Source organism: Gilvibacter sediminis (assembly GCF_028561565.1).
Lineage (GTDB): Bacteria > Bacteroidota > Bacteroidia > Flavobacteriales > Flavobacteriaceae > Gilvibacter > Gilvibacter sediminis.
This window is the reverse complement of the sequence record NZ_JAQQTE010000001.1, coordinates 1,104,428-1,121,632: the sequence shown is the minus strand read 5'-3', so window position 1 is coordinate 1,121,632 and position 17,205 is coordinate 1,104,428. Positions and strand designations below refer to the sequence as shown.

Below are 17,205 nucleotides of genomic sequence, written 5' to 3'. Positions count from 1 at the left end.
CTTAAAAGTATTCGACTTAATAAAAAGTCGCGCGGTTATCTTCAATGTCAGCGGCTTTCTTCAGCGCGTTATACGCATTCAAAGCAGCTTGAGTCCCTTGCGCCTGACGAGCGCGAGTTACAAATGCACTGTAATCTTCTAGGTCTGGAGCTACATTCTTGGCCGTAAGACGTACCACGAATACTCCTGTCTTTCCATCAATAGGTCCAGAAACTTCTCCTGGCTTCAATCCAAAAGCAGCACCTACAACTTTAGGTTCTGTTCCGGCTCCAGCAATTGTTGGAGATTTTCTGTTGATCGCCTGCGCAGACTGAACAGTCTGTGATTGGCTTTGTGCGATCTCCTCTAAGGTAGATCCACTCAACTGCTCGCGAATCATCTTCGCTTTTTTCTGAGCGCGAAGGATAGGGGTTACAATTGCAGATCCTTCTGCATTACTCATTAGCGCTTCTTCTAGATTTCTACGAACCAATTGCACTACTGCGAATCCATCACCTACGTCAAAACGCTTGATGTCTCCAACGGCAGTTTCTTCATTAAAGGCCCAGTTCACCAAAGTTCGCTGAGGACCAAGACCGGTAATATTCTCATCCAATTGTCCAACAGCATTTACCGGACGTACTCCGTAAACGCTTTCTTGAGCAACGGCTGCAAAATCTCCTTTACGCGCAGCCAACTCAAAGTTGGTAGCGTCTGAGAAGAGGTTGTTAATAGTCTCTTGTGAGGCGCGTAATGGCTTGGCAATGGTTGCCAACTTAACAGCCTCTTGTGGGTTTTTCTGATCCAACACCTCAATGATGTGGAATCCAAAGTCAGACTTAACAACACCTAGTGCTCCTACTTCCTCTTCAAAAGTAAAATCACGGAAGGCAGGAACCATACGGTTGTATGGGTACCAGTCGTACAATCCACCGCGCTCGATAGATCCTTGGTCTGAACTATATGCTGTCACGAACTCCTCAAAACGAGAAAGGTCGCTTTTCAAAATGGTCATTAAGCTGTCTGCAGTGGTTTTAGCCTGAGCCTCATCACGTACAATATTGTCTGTTGGATTGCTTCCGATTGGAATCAAGATGTGACGAGCCTTTACAGAGTCTGGAAGGGTACGTCTTTCAACAATACGAGTTGCCATTACGTTTCCACGCTCCTTGTAAGGACCGTAAACAGATCCAGCTTCTCTCGCGAAGATTGAATCAGCGATAGTAGAAGGCACCTGATTCTTGAATAAGAATCGGTCTTGGTAAGGCACTTCTGAGTTGGCGTTAACCAAGGCCTCAACATCTTCGGTAATGGCTAAACCGTTGATCGTATCGTTTACCAATTGATTTACTTCTTCTGTAGTAGCCAATTCATCAGCGGCAGAAGCGTTTCCTGCGAACAATACATATTGAATATCCACACGTGGGTCAACAGTAAAGCGCTCTTGGTGATCACGCATATACGCCTCGATCTCCGCATCAGTGATCACAGCTTGATCATCTGGAATGCTGCTGTAAGGCACTTGTACGTATTGAATGTCCACTTTGTCATTCTCTAAGTGATACTCCCACTTACCATCAATAGTAGAAGGAGAAGCAGCTCCCTGTACCATACTGAAGTAAGCTTGCTCCATGGCTTGAGAAACGATTTGGTTCTCTTGAGCTAGCCAGTTGGCGTAAGTAACGTCGTTTTCTTGTTGGAATCTGATGTATTCTTCCAATTTGGCGTAGTCAAATACTCCTGCTTCATTGAAGAAGTCCGGTTGGTTTTGGAAGGCATCAGTAAGGGCTTTCTTTGTGAAGTTAGATTCTGCAGTGAATCCCAGATCTTCTAATTTCCCTTCGATGATCGCTTTGCGAACCTGTTGTTCCCAAACGATATTGCGAACCTGTGATTGACTAGCCGCTCCACCGTATTGTCTAGACTGAGCTTCAACCAAGTTATTGAATGCCACACGGTCAATGTCTGTACCGTTTACAGTGGCTACACTATTGCTAACTGTTCCGCCCTTAAGGCCGCCGTTATCAATGATACCAGAGATCACAAATGCAAACAAGGCCATTGCGATGATGATGATCAAAAAGATACCTCGTTTGCGAATACTATTTAAAATTGCCATTTTACTCGAAAATTTATAGGGTGCGAAAGTACTGTTTTTGATGGATTAATAAAAGCTTGAATCCCTAAAATTCACGGCTTTTTGACCAAAAATCAGTCTTCCTCTAAGAGTTTTATTTCGACCAATTCAATTTTGGTGTTAGACACCTCTAGGATGTCTACTTGGAATTGCTCAATGCGCAGGCTGTCTCCCTGCTGTGGAATCCCTTCTGTGTAGTAAACGATCATTCCGCCCAGGGTTTCAAAATCGTCGTGTTCTGGCAGTCCAATTTTGTGAGTTTCGTTGATGTAATCCACTTCCAAACGGGCAGAGAATTTGTAGTGACCCTCTGCCAGAACTTCCTCGTGGAGATCATCGCTGTCATGCTCATCTTGGATCTCTCCAAAGAGCTCTTCAACAATATCTTCAACGGTCATCATCCCAGAAGTTCCGCCATATTCATCCAAGACCACTGCAATACTTTTACGCTTTTTGGTCAAAATGTTCAAGACGTCTTTGACCAACATGGTCTCTGGCACAAAGATTACCGGCATCAATACTTTTTTGATGTTCTGTGGCTTTTTGAACAGATCAAAAGAGTGGACGTAGCCCACAATATTGTCAATATTCTCTTTATAGATCAATATCTTGGAATAACCTGTATTTACAAAGGTCTCTGTGAGATCTTCGGTGGAGGTCGAGATATCTACCGCCTCAATTTCTGTACGCGGCACCATGACCTCTCTAGATTTTACTTCAGAGAATTCTAGCGCATTTTGAAAGATCTGAATCTCCGTATCGATGTCATCATCCTCATTGACGATCTCCATTTGCTCCGAGATATAATTACCCAGCTCTGTTTTGGAAAAACTCATCTGAACCGCATCGCCCTCTGTTCTAAAAATATACTTCAACACCAAGTCTGAGATCCAGATCACAAACTCAGAAATAACCGAGAAGAGCAAATAGAAAATATATGCGGGTAGCGCAAAGAGCTTTACAAAGGTATTGGCATAGACTTGGAAGAATACTTTGGGCAAAAACTCCGCAGTGATCAAAATCACGATTGTTGAGATCAGGGTGTGTAAAAGCAGTTTCCCTGGCCCTTCAATGGGGACCAGTTCTACCAAGAGATCTCCCATATAGAATCCATAGACCACCAAGGCAATATTGTTGCCCACCAGCATGGTCGCAATGAATTTAGAGGGTCTTTTGGTGATTCTTTTGAGCAGTCCGGCCATAAAGTCGTTCTGCTTCTTTTCTATCTCTATGTGGATTTTGTTCGATGAAATATAGGCGATCTCCATTCCTGAGAAGAATGCAGATAGCAAGATCGAAACAAGAATAATGAGCAGTGTGATCTCCATTATTGGTTGCGCTTGTGGTCTTCCATCTTACGCCTGAACTTGCGTCTGAAGAAGAACATAAACACCGCGACAACAGCAAACATCCCGAACATGTACGCGCGACCTCGGTCTACTTCCCAGTTGATAACTACCAAGTAAATTGAAAAGGCAGCCATAGCCAAATACACGTATTCAAAAAGTTGAAAGATTTTAGATCCCATCGTCTTCTGGAGGATTTTCGTTTTCTATGAGTTGTACGCCAGTGTTCTTACGTGACAGAAAGGTCGTGAAATCTTTGTTAGAATCAAAACTGCTTCCGTCGTTGTAGGAACCGTCGTTGAATTTAATTCGGTAAGGCTGATCGGAAAAGATCCAACTGTCATTCTGATCCCAATAGACCTGATCTGCCAAAAGTTGGGTGCTGTCTGAAGTGATCAACACCACATTGCCGCGCATATCCACCAAACCGGTTTGATCGTATCGAATGGCGTAATCTGCAGTAATGGTACTCTTTTTATCGTCTTCATAAAAGTAGACGGTCACTCCATCTGGAAATTCAGAGTAGGAGAATTTTCGATTGCTGTAGTCTAGCAATTTGGGAGCCAAAAGATTGGCCACCACCTTTCCAGAATCGGTGTGGATGGCATTGGCGTTCTCACCAATGCCTACAGGATCCTCGCTGGCCAGATTGATGTTTCTGACCTTGTCGAAGTCTTCCTGACATGAAAAAAGCGCGATCACAGCTAACACTGCGATCACGCCTCTTAAGTTTTTATTTGTCAATGACATCCTTATAGACTAGGAACTTTCACTGATCCTCCCATCCAACATCCAAAAGAGATGGTCTCTCCTGCACGTCCGCTGGTGAAAATGTCTTGCTTGCTCGGTGCACGTCCTTGGTAAGAAGATGCAGTAGCGTTGGCTGTTCCAGCCAATGAACCGTCTACACGTCCGGCTTTACGAGCCATATCGGCAGCCTTCCAGTATACAGCACGCTTAGAGAATACATCAGTACCACAGTTGTTAGCACTGTCTGCGTACATCTTAGCGATGCGCAAGTAGCAGATTCCCATAGATGGCTTCACCTCAAGGGCCTTGTTGTAGTAAGTTCTAGCTTTACCAAAGCTTCCTTTCTTCCGGAAGTTCTCTGCGATCTGATAGTATACTTTAGCCTGATCGCTTGGGTTGGTTTCCAACTCAGCAGACTGGTTGTAGTATTCTAAAGCTTGCGTACTGTTTCCGTCTTTCTCTGCCAATTTACCTAAGTAAAATGCAGACTTAGCAGAAGGCTCTAGGTTGTGCAGTTGCTGCACCAATCGGAAGAAAATATCTCCATCGTTACAGTCTTTAGCACTCAAACGACCTGCAGCAACGCGTACCCACTTGATGTCTCCTTTACGCTCTTCAAATTGCTTTTCATATAGTGGAACCAAGTTCTCACAATCTGCACGCTGACCCAACAAAGTGTTGATAGATCCCTTGATCTTTCCGTAGCTTTCTGAGTTCTTGCTAGCAGCTTTTAGTTTCTTAGACTCTTTAGAAGTAATAGTACCGGCTTCTTCTTTCTCTCCTAAAGTAGAGATGATCTTTGCCATATCACTTTCCTTACCTTCAATCTTTGAGATCAATAGATCGTAAAGCTCAAAGTAGTCTTCCAAAGGCATTTCATTCTTATCAACAAGCTCAGTTGCCAAATTGAAGTAGATGTATAATTGCTTTGGACTGGTGAAGTTCTTAGAGTCAGTCTTCTCTGCCATATCAAAGGCTTTGAACTGCTCCATAGTAGTTCCCATTTTATTGTCGTACTTCAACTGAGCGATATCTCCCATTACGTCACCTTTCTTGGTCTTAGATGGGAAATGCGTCATACGCTCTTCATACAACTTCATAAGGTCAGCAACATCTGCAGCCTTATTAACTCCTTTTTTGATTCTATCTTTCAATAGCTTCTCACCCAATTGGTAAAGAGCCAAACTCCATTTTGGACAATCCTTACGCAATTGCATAAAAGGCTCGTAAGCGGCATCGTAGTTCCCTACTTTTGCGCTTTCATAAAATACAGATCCAGTAGTGGCGCAATCCTCTGCACTTAGCTGTGCGTTTACGCTCAAGCTACTCATAGTAAGTAACGCTACTAACGCTACTGTTAGTCTAGTTTTCATCGCTCTTTTATTTCTCTGGTTAATCATATTTTCTCTTAATGAACCACTTATCGTTCAAAGATAAGCTAATAAACACATTTACGAAATTTTCCTGAACCAATTGGAAGTCGGTTGTACCGCGTCTTCCAAGCTCTACTCCGAGGTTTATATTCGAAATGCGTCGTCCAACTGGGAATCCTAATCCAAAAGACATGCCAAACTCATTAATGCCCTCTCCAGCCACAACGATACCGGTGTCTTCAAAACGAACACCAGCGCGGTATGTCACTCGGCTCCAGTAACTTGTCAATGAATTGTATTTAGGAACGTAAAATCCTCCCAGACGAATCTTGGTTGCATCTTGATAGGTAATGTTTGGTAAGTCAAAGCTTCTGTTGTTGAGCACTCCAGTGCCTTGGCTGATGTATTCACCACCCACAAACCATTTGTTCTTTTCTCCAACACCTGCACCAAAACTCAAACGGCTTGGGAACTGAATTTCGGAATCTTGAACACTTACTTCAGTGATCTCCGCACCTCCAATACCTCCGGTTTCAGTTACTAGCACTGTTGCGATCTCTCTAAAGTTAGAAACCGTTAGATCACTACTTGGTGTATAGGTCAGGCTGGCTTGTAATTCCAGCTTCTCGTTAATGGCCTTTATATAATGTGCGCCGAGCACAAAGTTCAAACCAGAGATATCAGATCGGTTTACCTCTTGGGTTCCAAACTGAATGCCTGTATCGTTGAACAAGCCTTGATTTCTGATGTTTCCAAAATTATACTGCGCCTCAACACCCACGTTAAAGCCATCAAATAGATTATAACCTAAACCGAGGTAAACTTTGGTCAGTCCTCCCGTTCCAGTAAACCTATTGAGTTGGGTGTCCGTAGTATTTTCCAGATCGTATCCTACGGCACTGTAAGGATAGAGTCCAAAACTGGCTCCAAATTTACCCATAGGCACGCCAATGATCACATAGTCTAATGAAGTGATCTGCGTTTTTTCTTTGTTACCGTCTTCCTCCAGGTTCGTGCTATTGAACTGCCCTCCAACGGAATAGTTGGTGTAGCGCAGGTTCGCGTAAGTCGCAGGATTCATTACGTTGGTGTGAATGCTATCAGAAAACACACTCATGCCCCCCATAGATTCCAGATCAACAGTTCCGCGGAATTTGATCAAACCAATTCCACCAAATGAATAAGGAGAAGCAGTGTTGTTTTGAGAAACAGCACTAAAACTAAGCAGCAAACAAACTGCTATTAGGAAGCATCTATTCATGTAAAGCATTCAATTCGAGAAGGAAGTCTAGGCCTTCCAACAAAAAATTTGAGTTGGCAAATATGCCATTTTTTAAGTGATCTCGCAAGATTTGAGCATCTCCTCCTGTTAAAATCACTGTTAAATCGTCAAAGCGGGCTTTAGTCTCGTCTATCGCCCCGTTCAATTCATGAACAAGACCCCGAAATGCTCCCGCGTGCATCGCATCAGCTGTAGAGCTGCCTTGGTAGGTTTCTAGGGCCTTGGGCTCCAAAAGCGGAAGCTTGGCCGTAAACTGATGCATGGCCTCATAGCGCATGCGTAGTCCTGGAGCTATGGCCCCTCCGTGGTAGCTTCCATCGGCCTCAAGAATATCAAAGGTCACACAGGTTCCCGTATCAATTACCAGAACATTTTGCCCCGGACAATGCTTCACAGCTGCAGCCATAAGCGCAATACGATCCAAGCCCAAAGTCTCTGGGGTGGCGTATTTGTTTTGAAATGGCAAAAGCAAATGATGACTCAGCGGAATCAGCGCCAAGGATTGATTGAGTTTATTGTAAAGCGGATCCGGAATATGTCCCGTAGCAGAAAGTATGGCTTTATCTAGCTGCGGATAGTTTTCCAACAGCTCATCCAGAACCTTGGGCTCTGCTCCCTGGTCTGCGAACTTCAACTCTTGCAGGGCTCCATCGTGGAACACGGCAAATTTAGTTCGCGTATTTCCTATGTCTACAATAAGATTCATTGTGAGGACTAAAGCGGTAAATGTACAATTCTGATACAGAACCAACTGTTAATCCATTGCTAAAAACCTCAGCCCAAAAACGTCAAATTTTTTAACTTTATGTTTTGTACAATCCAAATAAGGATTATATTTGCCTCCGCTTTTAGCGATGGTACCTTAGCTCAGTTGGTAGAGCAACGGACTGAAAATCCGTGTGTCCCTGGTTCGATTCCTGGAGGTACCACATAGAAAAACCGCATATATCTGATTAAAAGGATATTGCGGTTTTCTTGTTTTAAAACGGTGTCAGAATTAGGGTCAATTTTATATTAAACTTAATTATTCTTAAGTTTGTATTAACCGTCCGATCAACCTCCCCTAGGACATTACAGTTTACTTAATGATAAAGAGAGAAGCTAAGGACTTGTTTCAGGCAATGCGATTGCAGAAACTAAGGGCCATTGTCCACATTTTAGATCATATTGAAGCTTCACCTAACGATGATGAAATTGGCGTTGCGGTTGAGATTTTAGAAGACGTTTACAAGGTCTCTGGAGAAGGAGAATTATTTGAGCAGAACAAAGACTATGATCCAGAGACAAAATTCACTCTGAACACTGAAGAGATATTAAATTCGTTCTCAAGTTTTATCGAAATATGGGTGGACAATCAACTTTCTGCCGAACTCAGTTTTTGTTTTTTAAGCACCAATAAGGTTGGTAAAGAAAAGAGTACTTCTCGAATTAAAAAACTGCAAATCGAACTTCCAAAAGGAGTCTCTATTCTTAAAGAACTAGCAAGTTCTGACTCCGAAAGGATAAAAAAAGTTAGCCCGATTGTTAAGAAAATTGTCTTTGACTATTACAAAGAAAACTACTCTACCAACCCTGAAGCGGCAAAAACGATTTCAGCTTTAAAAGGGGTTTCAGATGAATCTTGGACTGGATTTCTTAACCAAATTAATTGGGTATTTGGATTCACATCGGTGGAAGAACTTGACAAAATTGTTCTTGAAAAAATCAAAACATCAAGACTTTACAGTAAATACGACGATCAAGATAAGGAAGAACTAATTAAGTCAGGGCTTGTCGATTTGATCGAAAAAAAGACCTTAAAAGACAGCAAGTATTTTAGAATAGTATCACTGTCAGATATCAAAGTAGTTTTCAATGACGCCATCTATCAAACAACAGCTTTGGAGATAGACCCAGTTTTTAAGCTTTGGGAACAGATAGACAAGCCAACCGATACTCGAAATTTAACCGATAAAATTCTAGACGTTTGCCCTGAGTATAGCAAATTAAAACTAAAACATCTTGATCGAACGGCAGCTATGGCAAAAGTGGCGGAAAGCAAGGTTAAAAATTCCCCTAAATACTTAGCACTTAAGTATCGAATTTTCGCCTTTTGCGACAGACGTCTTGATGAAATAATATCGAAGAGAACAACTGCTACATTTACCGAGGTTGAAATAGAGTCAATTATAGATAAAATTCAAAAAGAATGCTCGGTAGAATTTGACGATCTCAAGAGGCAGTTTGACTATGGTGTTGAACGTCGAGGAATTATTTTTGAACTTTTTATTGAATTTATAGACAGCTGTTATTTAGCATTTGATTCATGAGCGACGATATACTATTAAAAAAACGGATGATGTTCATATTGAGAGAGGATTACAACTTTCTCACTTACAATATTTTCATCATTTTAAATTCTCTAGGTTGCGTTAATGATAAAAGTGCATTAAAAGATCATCGAAAGCTTTCGTTTTTAATTGATTTTGTGTCGGACAGTAAATTGATTGACATCATTGAAAATCAAAGTGTTGAGGGAGAAATTATCAACGAAATTGACAGGGATTTATTAAATCAATCATTTACGAATTCGCTCCTGAGATTAAAGACAATCAATCAACTTGTTTTTACACTTACAAATGAAGACTATTTGATTGTTCGGAATAGGAAGTTAGACAAATTGAATATTGCACTAAATAAGGAAAAAGTTTCATCTGATTTTCTTCGAGGTAGTATGTTTAAAATCGAACGAGAAAATATGAAAAGACTGAAATCCGTTGTACAAAGAATTTCCATTTTGGATATAGGTAACATGCTACAAGAACTGTATTATAAACATGGCGTTATAAATGAAGAACTTATTAATTAAACAAGTCAAATATATTGGTTCTGATTACTTGTATGAGTCCCCCATACTAACTAAAGGAATCAATATACTCGAAGGAGAAAATGGTTCAGGAAAAACCACCTTTTCTAGTCTCATTTACTTCGGATTTGGAGGTAATGTAAAATGGTTCAAAAAAGACAACATTAACGAGCATAAACAGATAACAGATGATAATTCAAATTATGTAGAATTAACTATCGAAATAGATGATGAGCCTTTTGTATTGTCAAGATATTTCTATAAAAACGAAATAAATATCGTAGGCACAGATGAAGTCCAATCTCTGCCTGTAAATAGAGGGCCAAAAAAAGATTTTACTTTTTCCGATTGGATATTGAATAAGCTAAACATTAAGGTTGTAGATATTTATCAGGGAACAGAATTTTATAAAATAAACTTTTATGATTTAGCGAGGCTGTTTTACCATGATCAGAACACCTCCTCAGATCGAATATACAAGCGCCCAGACAGTGAAAATTTCATAACAGATTCAGCAATCCTTAAAAAAGCAATTTTTGAAATCCTAACCGGTAATTCGTTTGAAGAATACTACACAAAGAACGCTGATTACCGCAAGGCATTGAACGAGCGAACAGCGCTAAACGGTTTAATTTCAAACTTTGATAGTATAAACCTGGACAGTACTGAACTTTATGATTCAAAAAATGTATTCACCCTTAAGAACGAGCTTCAAGAGCTAATAGATCAGTTGATAAGGTTAGAGGATTATCGAGAATCAATAAACTCAAATGTTGAATCTTCAAAGTCTAATACAGAAATCATTTCTTCCAAAAGAAGGAGCTATATCCAAAGAGAAGAACAACTTCTTAAGTTAAAGCAAGAAAAAAAATCGTTGGTTCTAGACTACCGAAAAGTAAGTCGACTACACGAAGATCTCATACTTGAGGTGACTCAAATGAAAAAAATAATGATTGCCAATGAAAGACTTGATCTTTTCTCACCTGATACTTGCCCCTATTGCTTGCAGAAAGCTAAAAGAGAAAAAAATACATGTATTTGCGGTAACACTGTGACGGACGAACAATATCAGAAGTTTTTTTATTCAAAGGAAGAATACTTCAATATCTTAAAGTCAAAACAAAAGAACATTGACACAGTAAATCAAGCTTTGGAGTCATATAGTGAAGATATAAGATCACTGGATACGAAAATTGCCCTCTTCGACATGAGGTTAGCTGAGCAAAAAACAGAAATTAATCAATTAGTACGCGGAAGAAAAATTGTAAAAAACCAAGAGCTAAAGGAGATAAATAACAAAATCATTAATCTAGAAAAAGCGATAACGGGTTATAGGCAACAAATAAAAATTGAAGAAAAAAGGGCTTCTCTTGATGAGCAAAAGAACTCAATTGAATTAAAAATTCAATCGATAAAGAGAGACCTTGAGTCACTTAAGAATGAAGCTGGAAAAAGTATGGACAGCGTAATAGCTAATTTCAACAAAAAATACTTCTCGCTCATGGAAAAGGCTCTTTATGATTGTCGTTCTGCTCGAATTTCGCCAGACGACTATATGCCAATAATTAATTCTGGTGCTTATAAAGAGGCTAGTTCCAATGTGAGTAAAAGATTAATGTACTTTTTCACTCTTTTAGATTTATCCCTGACTTTCAATATCAAATACCCCAAGTTCTTGCTAATAGACACTCCAGAAAACATGGGTATCGATGACAATGACTTAATTAAAATGCTGAGATTAATTAATGAAATTGGAACAGATCAAACTGGGATCCAAGAAGCTCAGATTATACTTACAACTGGCCAAAACAAATACCCTAAAGAAATGGACAGTAAAGTTTTCCAGAGGATAACAAAACAGAACAGGCTTCTTCAGAAACGAACTTATGATGTAATCAATTAGAAGTGAGAATACCAGAAATTAAAAAAATCCTAAAATCTGAATTTCAATTAGCTCTTTTCGAATCAGCACTCAAAAACTTAATTGAACCTGAAAATAAACTAAGGTATAACAACTTCGCTTATGCGATAAGAGAGCTTTCTCGACACTTTTTGCACTCTTTAGCCCCAGATGATAAAATTGAGTCCTGTGAATGGTTTGAACTTGAAGAAGATCAAACTAGACCAACTAGAGCTCAAAGGATTAAGTATTCTATTCAAGGAGGCCTCTCAGAGAACTTATTGAGCAAGATTGGAATTAATCCAGAGGACACATTAAGAGTAATTAAAAAGACTAAAGAAACAATTTCTTCTTTGAGTAAATACACTCATATTAATCCAGAAGTATTCGACATTCCAAAGAAAGAGGTAGCTTCAAAGAGCAAAGAAGTTTTAGATGTTTTTGCCGACTTCGCCAATACTATTGTCGAACATAGAAACAACTTAAAGTTAACGTTGAGAAATACGATAGACAGTCAAGTCCTCACAAAATTAATTTTTAATCATATCGAAGACCTAGCGCCATTAGCACCTACGCACATTGTAAAATACGCCGTCCTCGGTGATTATAGAGTAAATGAGGTTAATTGCTCTGAAATCAAGGTTGAGTTCATTGGAGAGTTGATGACCACTTTAGAATACGGATCTAAAGAAGAAAGAAAAAGAGATGATGGTCTAGATTTAAATGTATCATTTCCATTTTCTGGTATGATTAATTATGCGATAGTCGATACCTTCCCATTAGAAGAGTTCGAGTTTGAGTTTTTAGAAGTTAATACAGACTCATGGTATGAGTAAATATTAGAAGAAATTCACTGTAATCTAGAACGAAGAATTGGAATTATTTTCTGCTATTAAATTTCAACGCTCCTAATCACCAGTAAAATCAATACCTCACAGCTTCCTTCCCTCACAGCTTCATTTCAGGATTTGACAAAAATATTTCGTATCTTATATAGGAGTTTCGCAATTATCTCAAAATTGCAAAAGCTCTCACAAGTCTGTTGTTTTTATATGTCGAGACTCTGTTTTCGGCAACAGATATTAGAGCGAAAATGAACCTAAGAAAAGAAATGAGGTTCGAGGTAGACTAAGGGAACACCTAAAAGGGATCACAACTGTTGGTATAAAAACTGTGACCGAAGAAGCCCGAAATGAGTACATTGTTTGGCAGTTCTAGTACTCTAGCCTGTACACTGAGAGCGAAATTACTTCAATGTGCTTAAAAGGAAAAGTCCCTAATTTCTTAGGGATTCCTGTACCCTGTTCCTTATAGCGTAATTACAATATTAAGTCATTATATACTTAATATATATACTATATAACTACCTTTTAATTTGTCTTTATTGTGTTTCGAAACATGTTAGACAAAATTTAGTTGCTTCTACATAAACCTCTCCAGTTTCTTCATCAATATCTTCTTCTTCTCGATTTATAAAAATTACATTTCCTTGACATCCTTCTTTGTTGCAGTCATTTCTTTCGACCTCAAAATCTTGATGACATACTAAACAGTTAACATTAGTTGATGTAGGCTCGTTGGGTCTTAAAAAAGTATATCTAAATTTTGGATATAAGTCAGCCTGTCCGTCTTGTGTCACCAACACTCCCTCAGCTCCAGTACAATCTGGACACAGATACCTTCTTGCTTTAAAATCATGTTTGAAGTGCCTATTCATTTCGCCTCTACCCAACAATGCCTCCAAATAATCTAGATGAATATAGTGTTCTGCTGGACCGAAAACAAAGATTGGTTCACCTTCAAATTGAGCAGGATGATCATAAAATTTATCCGCTAATGCCAACCAAAAAGAATCTTTTCCGCATAACAAACTAAACGTTTTTAGAATAAGTATTAAGACAGGCTCAGGAACTAACTTATCAGCTCCTATTCCATGAACTAATTTATTTCTTAATAACCGAACTTCTTCACAATGATTCACCAAGTCCTGACCATATTGATCAGGAGCAACGGTAGCAAAAAATGTTCTTATTAACTCCTGACCTGATATGGTATATAAACTCGCAAAGTCTACATCATCGCTATTAGGTAGAGTTTTCCAATATTCTCTTTTTTGTTCAATCAATAATATTGGAGTTTGTTCTGTTATCTTTGATTTCAATAATGCTTCAATAGCCTGATGGGTCAGAATAACGGATGTTTTTAGAACAATCTCATTGTAATCCCAAATATCCGCACGATCAACTCCTTCCTCAAGCTCTTCATTATCTACTTTACATATGCTTTTATAGGCCTGTATTAGACATTCAAATGCAACATCTTTATAATCTTCAGCGCTGGGTAAATTGGTTATCATGTTTTTGTTTTACATGTTGTAGGAGTTTTTATTTCCTTCCTTGTTTAATACAATTAATCCAATCCAACTAATTTAATCTATTTTGCTCAAAACAAGAAGCAACCCTTGATAATTAAACACCCCCGACAAAAAGAAAAACGATTCTACAAAGGGGTGGGGTCTCATTCTCCATCGAATTAACCAGAACTTTTTCAAATTAAATCTCAACAGCAATATTTTAGTTAAATTCGTTCATTCAATTTTGCAGTTATAGAACTGAGAAAATTGACGTAGTAATTTTTATTTACAAGACATAAAATTCAGCGTTAGCTGTTGTTCAAGGGAGACTAAATCGCCAGTTTAATTAAACCACTAGAACAATAGATCGACGCTCATGCAAAGGCGTGGGCTGGTTTATTGTGGTTTGGGGTCTGGCGATCCTAGTCTCTCGGTAAGCTGTAAGTCCCACGCTGATTCATTTTATACTATCTGTTAAGGGACTGAACAGTAAAAACATTCAACTATGAAATATTTTATTGCCTTTTGTCTTTACCTCCTTTTTCTTCTTATTGCCTGTGGTATTGTTGCTGAACCTTTGCCATATTCAAAACAGCATATTCGTGACAAGAAAAAAGAGATGATCGAATCACTTTCGAAAATCTATTTCATAGAGTTTTTTAAGAATGTCATTGTAATTTCTAAGAAGTGGCAAATACATATTATTCCAATCGCAACAGCTATTGCTATTGCAAGTGATATTAGTCACTTTTATCAGCTCTTAATCTGGAGTATTAGTATTGTTATGTTCGCAATCTTTTGGAGAAAACCCAAACAATCCTCCTAAGCTAAAATAAGGCGTTTTAAGCCCTTTTTATGTCAGGATTGATAACCAACCTCATTGTTGCTTTAAAATCGATCTTAGAGCCTCATTTGAAAGCAACTTGGATAATCCGAGCCACCTCAACACTACCTTCGAGTTTGACAGACAAATTGCTCTGTTTTCAAAAAGGATATTCACTACAAACAACTGTGTTTGTTGGCTTCATTAGGGATGTGCTTATGTCATTACCCATTAAAAATTCTATTGATAAGATTTTCATACTTTCACAGCATGAATATGGGCGAAATCAAAAGTCTTTTTAACTACCACAAATTTGAGAGGCTGTTTCTCAATGAGTTTAATCAATACCTCAAAGAAAACAACCTATCAGCTGGGTCAATTGACACACTTGATAATGCCCACCAGAAGAACTTTCATTCCTTCTTCCTATTGAGACAAACAGCTCAAATGGAAACCTTGCTTCATGATGCTAAAGATGAAATCTTACGCATGGACAAAACCTCGTTTTCAATCGTTGAAAATCATCTACAAGGAATCAGCAAACAACGTGAGATTTGGAAAACCAAAATTCAGAATGAACATAGTTTCAGAGAAGAACATTCCGCTTCACCGTGGAAGTTAATAGCCTACGATTATTACTTCGAATACGCAGAATTATACAAAAGGCTTATTGTTCAATTGAAAGAATTAGCAGAAGATCATTTTGCTGAGGAAATTGAATTGATGATAGATTGGAAACTCAATTCAAGCAATCAAGAAAATACTCGGAACTCAGGAAACGGTAAAAGTGAGTTAATGACCATAAACGAGGTAGCTGAATATTTAAAAGTGACTCGTCGACAAATCTATAATCTTGAAGAAAATGGTCACATATCCAGAGTAAATACAGTAGGTGCGCGTAGCGTTAGGTTTTTACGATCTGATATTGAAGCCTATGCCAAAGGAAACTAAACCGACAGAAAGGCTTTTTTAAACTCTTCTTGTTGCGTTATTTGAGCAACCTCTTGCTCCTTAGAAACTCGGATGTAGTTTAGAAACTCTCGCTCCGTTTTGTGCCCACTTTGAGTCATGATTGAATGAACACTTAACCCCTCGCTGTAAAGAAGAGTACAAAAGGTTCTTCTTGCTGTATGAGATGAGATCAACTCGTATTTAGGAACCTTTGATATTTTCCTTTTACCTCCCTCTGTTCTTTCAAATCTTATTTCACTATCAATACCGCACATTTGAGCAGCCTCTTTAATCCAATTGTTCAAGTATTGATCGGGTATCGATTTTGGAGGTTTTCCATCATATCGATCATCCATGATCTTTCTTATCCCATCTGTTATCAAACAGTATACTTCTTGCCCCGTCTTCTGTTGACGAATCTTGAAAAAGTCTCTTCCTTCGATCTTGACGATCTCTGCTTTCGAGAGATTGTTGTAATCTGATACCCGTTGTCCAATCTCACAGCCAATAAAAAAGATGTCTCTTGCCAATTCTAGCTTAGGGTATTTACAGTAGTTATACTCAAAAAGAAGTCGTTTCTCTTCTTTGGTTAAGTAAACAGCTGTTGTCTCTTCTTTAAGAATTTTGAATTCAGGGCTTTTATATTTCAAGTTGGTATTGTAACCATTATTTGAGGCGTAATTTAAAAACGTCTTTAGGGTTTTAAGATGTTTACCAATCGTATTTAAGGAATAACTTGTACCGTCCTTCTTTTTTAATGATTGCATGTACTTTCTAAATGATGCGTAGAAGTCTAAATCTATGGTATTAAAATCTACCTTAAATGAGGTTTGCCTCTGAAAGTCTTGTACAAATTTCAACCCTTGTTTGTAAACCTCAACTGTTTGATTCTTACTCCCTCGATTTGGAGGAAGCATTTTCTCCTTAAGTCCTATAAATTTCTCAAACAGCTCGAAGAATCCTAAATCCTTTTCATCTTCTTCATCTGACTTGTAAGATTCTATAATAGACTCAACATCTTTCTTAGAAATATTAGCCTTAGTTTTTCTTAGATCGCTAATTCCGTCTTCGATGTGATTGGCAAGGTCATTTAACTCTCGGTTAATTTCATCCTTCCTAACAGCCTTAATAACATTCTTTACTCGCTGTTTGTCTCGATCCCAATAGGCAGGAAGAATTTTATAACCTGTACTTTTTCTTATTCGGGTTGATCCCAAACTGTAATCCAATTGAATTGGAGATTCCTTTGTTGAACTTGGCTCCTTAAGAGCAAAGCGCAACGTTCCTTTAGTTCTGTGATTCCCTTTTGGCATGGAAAAATAGTTTAATCAAAATTACAACTCAATAGTATCAGTGCCAAATAAAGTGCCAAATATATTTCACATGTGTTCATCTTAATTCAAAAAGAGTATCTTTGAAAACACCTTTAAACACTGGATATATAGCAATGTCATTAAGTATTATAT

General features: G+C 38.6%; 15 protein-coding genes and 1 tRNA gene. 7 read left to right on the top strand and 9 right to left on the bottom strand.

From position 1 onward, the window contains the following. Nucleotides 1–16 precede the first annotated feature (16 nt). From POW22_RS05085 to POW22_RS05055, 7 genes are all read right to left on the bottom strand, one after another. The gene (locus POW22_RS05085; RefSeq protein WP_272831543.1) at nt 17–2,098 is read right to left on the bottom strand and encodes a peptidylprolyl isomerase; all 2,082 of its coding nucleotides are present in this window, start codon (nt 2,096–2,098) and stop codon (nt 17–19) included. Nucleotides 2,099–2,190: 92 nt separating this feature from the next. Continuing rightward, entirely contained in the window at nt 2,191–3,444 is a 1,254-nt protein-coding gene (locus tag POW22_RS05080; RefSeq protein WP_272831542.1) for a hemolysin family protein, read from the bottom strand. Further along, nucleotides 3,444–3,644, bottom strand: a complete 201-nt coding sequence (locus POW22_RS05075; RefSeq protein ID WP_272831541.1) for a hypothetical protein — start codon at nt 3,642–3,644, stop codon at nt 3,444–3,446. The genes POW22_RS05080 and POW22_RS05075 overlap by 1 nt, the downstream gene beginning before the upstream one ends. Next, on the bottom strand, nt 3,634–4,182 hold the full coding sequence (gene lptC, locus POW22_RS05070; RefSeq protein WP_272831540.1) for an LPS export ABC transporter periplasmic protein LptC: 549 nt from the start codon (nt 4,180–4,182) through the stop codon (nt 3,634–3,636). Before lptC ends, POW22_RS05075 begins: the two co-directional genes overlap by 11 nt. A 32-nt stretch (nt 4,183–4,214) precedes the next feature. Then, entirely contained in the window at nt 4,215–5,585 is a 1,371-nt protein-coding gene (locus tag POW22_RS05065) for a hypothetical protein (protein WP_272831539.1), read from the bottom strand. Nucleotides 5,586–5,604: 19 nt separating this feature from the next. Then, nucleotides 5,605–6,846, bottom strand: coding sequence for a BamG family beta-barrel-assembly machinery protein (locus POW22_RS05060; protein ID WP_272831538.1), 1,242 nt, complete (start codon nt 6,844–6,846; stop codon nt 5,605–5,607). Then, entirely contained in the window at nt 6,839–7,573 is a 735-nt protein-coding gene (locus POW22_RS05055) for a type III pantothenate kinase (RefSeq protein ID WP_272831537.1), read from the bottom strand. Before POW22_RS05055 ends, POW22_RS05060 begins: the two co-directional genes overlap by 8 nt. Before the next feature lie 150 nt (nt 7,574–7,723). Here POW22_RS05055 and POW22_RS05050 point away from each other — a divergent pair. The 5 genes from POW22_RS05050 to POW22_RS05030 all read left to right on the top strand — a co-directional run bounded on the left by POW22_RS05050 (nt 7,724) and on the right by POW22_RS05030 (nt 12,448). Further along, a tRNA-Phe gene (locus POW22_RS05050) sits at nt 7,724–7,796 on the top strand. 156 nt (nt 7,797–7,952) lie between these two features. Further along, nucleotides 7,953–9,176 carry a hypothetical protein gene (locus POW22_RS05045; protein ID WP_272831536.1) on the top strand — a complete coding sequence of 408 codons (1,224 nt, stop codon included), beginning with the start codon at nt 7,953–7,955 and terminating at the stop codon, nt 9,174–9,176. Beyond that, complete coding sequence (locus POW22_RS05040; RefSeq protein ID WP_272831535.1) at nt 9,173–9,715, top strand: hypothetical protein; 543 nt, start codon at nt 9,173–9,175, stop codon at nt 9,713–9,715. The genes POW22_RS05045 and POW22_RS05040 overlap by 4 nt, the downstream gene beginning before the upstream one ends. Further along, complete coding sequence (locus POW22_RS05035) at nt 9,696–11,615, top strand: hypothetical protein (protein WP_272831534.1); 1,920 nt, start codon at nt 9,696–9,698, stop codon at nt 11,613–11,615. The genes POW22_RS05040 and POW22_RS05035 overlap by 20 nt, the downstream gene beginning before the upstream one ends. Before the next feature lie 2 nt (nt 11,616–11,617). Continuing rightward, a complete protein-coding gene (locus POW22_RS05030; protein ID WP_272831533.1) occupies nt 11,618–12,448 on the top strand; it encodes a pPIWI-associating nuclease domain-containing protein in 831 nt (276 codons plus the stop codon). A 545-nt stretch (nt 12,449–12,993) separates the two neighbouring features. Here POW22_RS05030 and POW22_RS05025 read toward each other — a convergent pair. Beyond that, nucleotides 12,994–13,968, bottom strand: coding sequence for a hypothetical protein (locus POW22_RS05025; RefSeq protein ID WP_272831532.1), 975 nt, complete (start codon nt 13,966–13,968; stop codon nt 12,994–12,996). A 502-nt stretch (nt 13,969–14,470) separates the two neighbouring features. Between POW22_RS05025 and POW22_RS05020 the strand changes: the two genes are divergently transcribed. Both POW22_RS05020 and POW22_RS05015 read left to right on the top strand, forming a co-directional pair. After that, the gene (locus POW22_RS05020) at nt 14,471–14,791 is read left to right on the top strand and encodes a hypothetical protein (RefSeq protein ID WP_272831531.1); all 321 of its coding nucleotides are present in this window, start codon (nt 14,471–14,473) and stop codon (nt 14,789–14,791) included. Nucleotides 14,792–15,058: 267 nt separating this feature from the next. Further along, nucleotides 15,059–15,739, top strand: coding sequence for a helix-turn-helix transcriptional regulator (locus tag POW22_RS05015; RefSeq protein ID WP_272831530.1), 681 nt, complete (start codon nt 15,059–15,061; stop codon nt 15,737–15,739). Here the strand turns inward: POW22_RS05015 and POW22_RS05010 are convergent. Then, on the bottom strand, nt 15,736–17,052 hold the full coding sequence (locus POW22_RS05010; RefSeq protein ID WP_272831529.1) for a site-specific integrase: 1,317 nt from the start codon (nt 17,050–17,052) through the stop codon (nt 15,736–15,738). The two genes, POW22_RS05015 and POW22_RS05010, sit on opposite strands and share 4 nt — an antisense overlap. Nucleotides 17,053–17,205: the final 153 nt, after the last annotated feature.

Bases quoted from the DNA above. Each gene is read 5' to 3' on its own strand.
- POW22_RS05085 (WP_272831543.1), bottom strand. From the start codon at position 2,098: ATGGCAATTTTAAATAGTATTCGCAAACGAGGTATCTTTTTGATCATC.
- POW22_RS05080 (WP_272831542.1), bottom strand. From the start codon at position 3,444: ATGGAGATCACACTGCTCATTATTCTTGTTTCGATCTTGCTATCTGCA.
- POW22_RS05075 (WP_272831541.1), bottom strand. From the start codon at position 3,644: ATGGGATCTAAAATCTTTCAACTTTTTGAATACGTGTATTTGGCTATG.
- POW22_RS05065 (WP_272831539.1), bottom strand. From the start codon at position 5,585: ATGAAAACTAGACTAACAGTAGCGTTAGTAGCGTTACTTACTATGAGT.
- POW22_RS05060 (WP_272831538.1), bottom strand. From the start codon at position 6,846: ATGAATAGATGCTTCCTAATAGCAGTTTGTTTGCTGCTTAGTTTTAGT.
- POW22_RS05055 (WP_272831537.1), bottom strand. From the start codon at position 7,573: ATGAATCTTATTGTAGACATAGGAAATACGCGAACTAAATTTGCCGTG.
- POW22_RS05045 (WP_272831536.1), top strand. From the start codon at position 7,953: ATGATAAAGAGAGAAGCTAAGGACTTGTTTCAGGCAATGCGATTGCAG.
- POW22_RS05040 (WP_272831535.1), top strand. From the start codon at position 9,173: ATGAGCGACGATATACTATTAAAAAAACGGATGATGTTCATATTGAGA.
- POW22_RS05035 (WP_272831534.1), top strand. From the start codon at position 9,696: ATGAAGAACTTATTAATTAAACAAGTCAAATATATTGGTTCTGATTAC.
- POW22_RS05025 (WP_272831532.1), bottom strand. From the start codon at position 13,968: ATGATAACCAATTTACCCAGCGCTGAAGATTATAAAGATGTTGCATTT.
- POW22_RS05020 (WP_272831531.1), top strand. From the start codon at position 14,471: ATGAAATATTTTATTGCCTTTTGTCTTTACCTCCTTTTTCTTCTTATT.
- POW22_RS05015 (WP_272831530.1), top strand. From the start codon at position 15,059: ATGAATATGGGCGAAATCAAAAGTCTTTTTAACTACCACAAATTTGAG.
- POW22_RS05010 (WP_272831529.1), bottom strand. From the start codon at position 17,052: ATGCCAAAAGGGAATCACAGAACTAAAGGAACGTTGCGCTTTGCTCTT.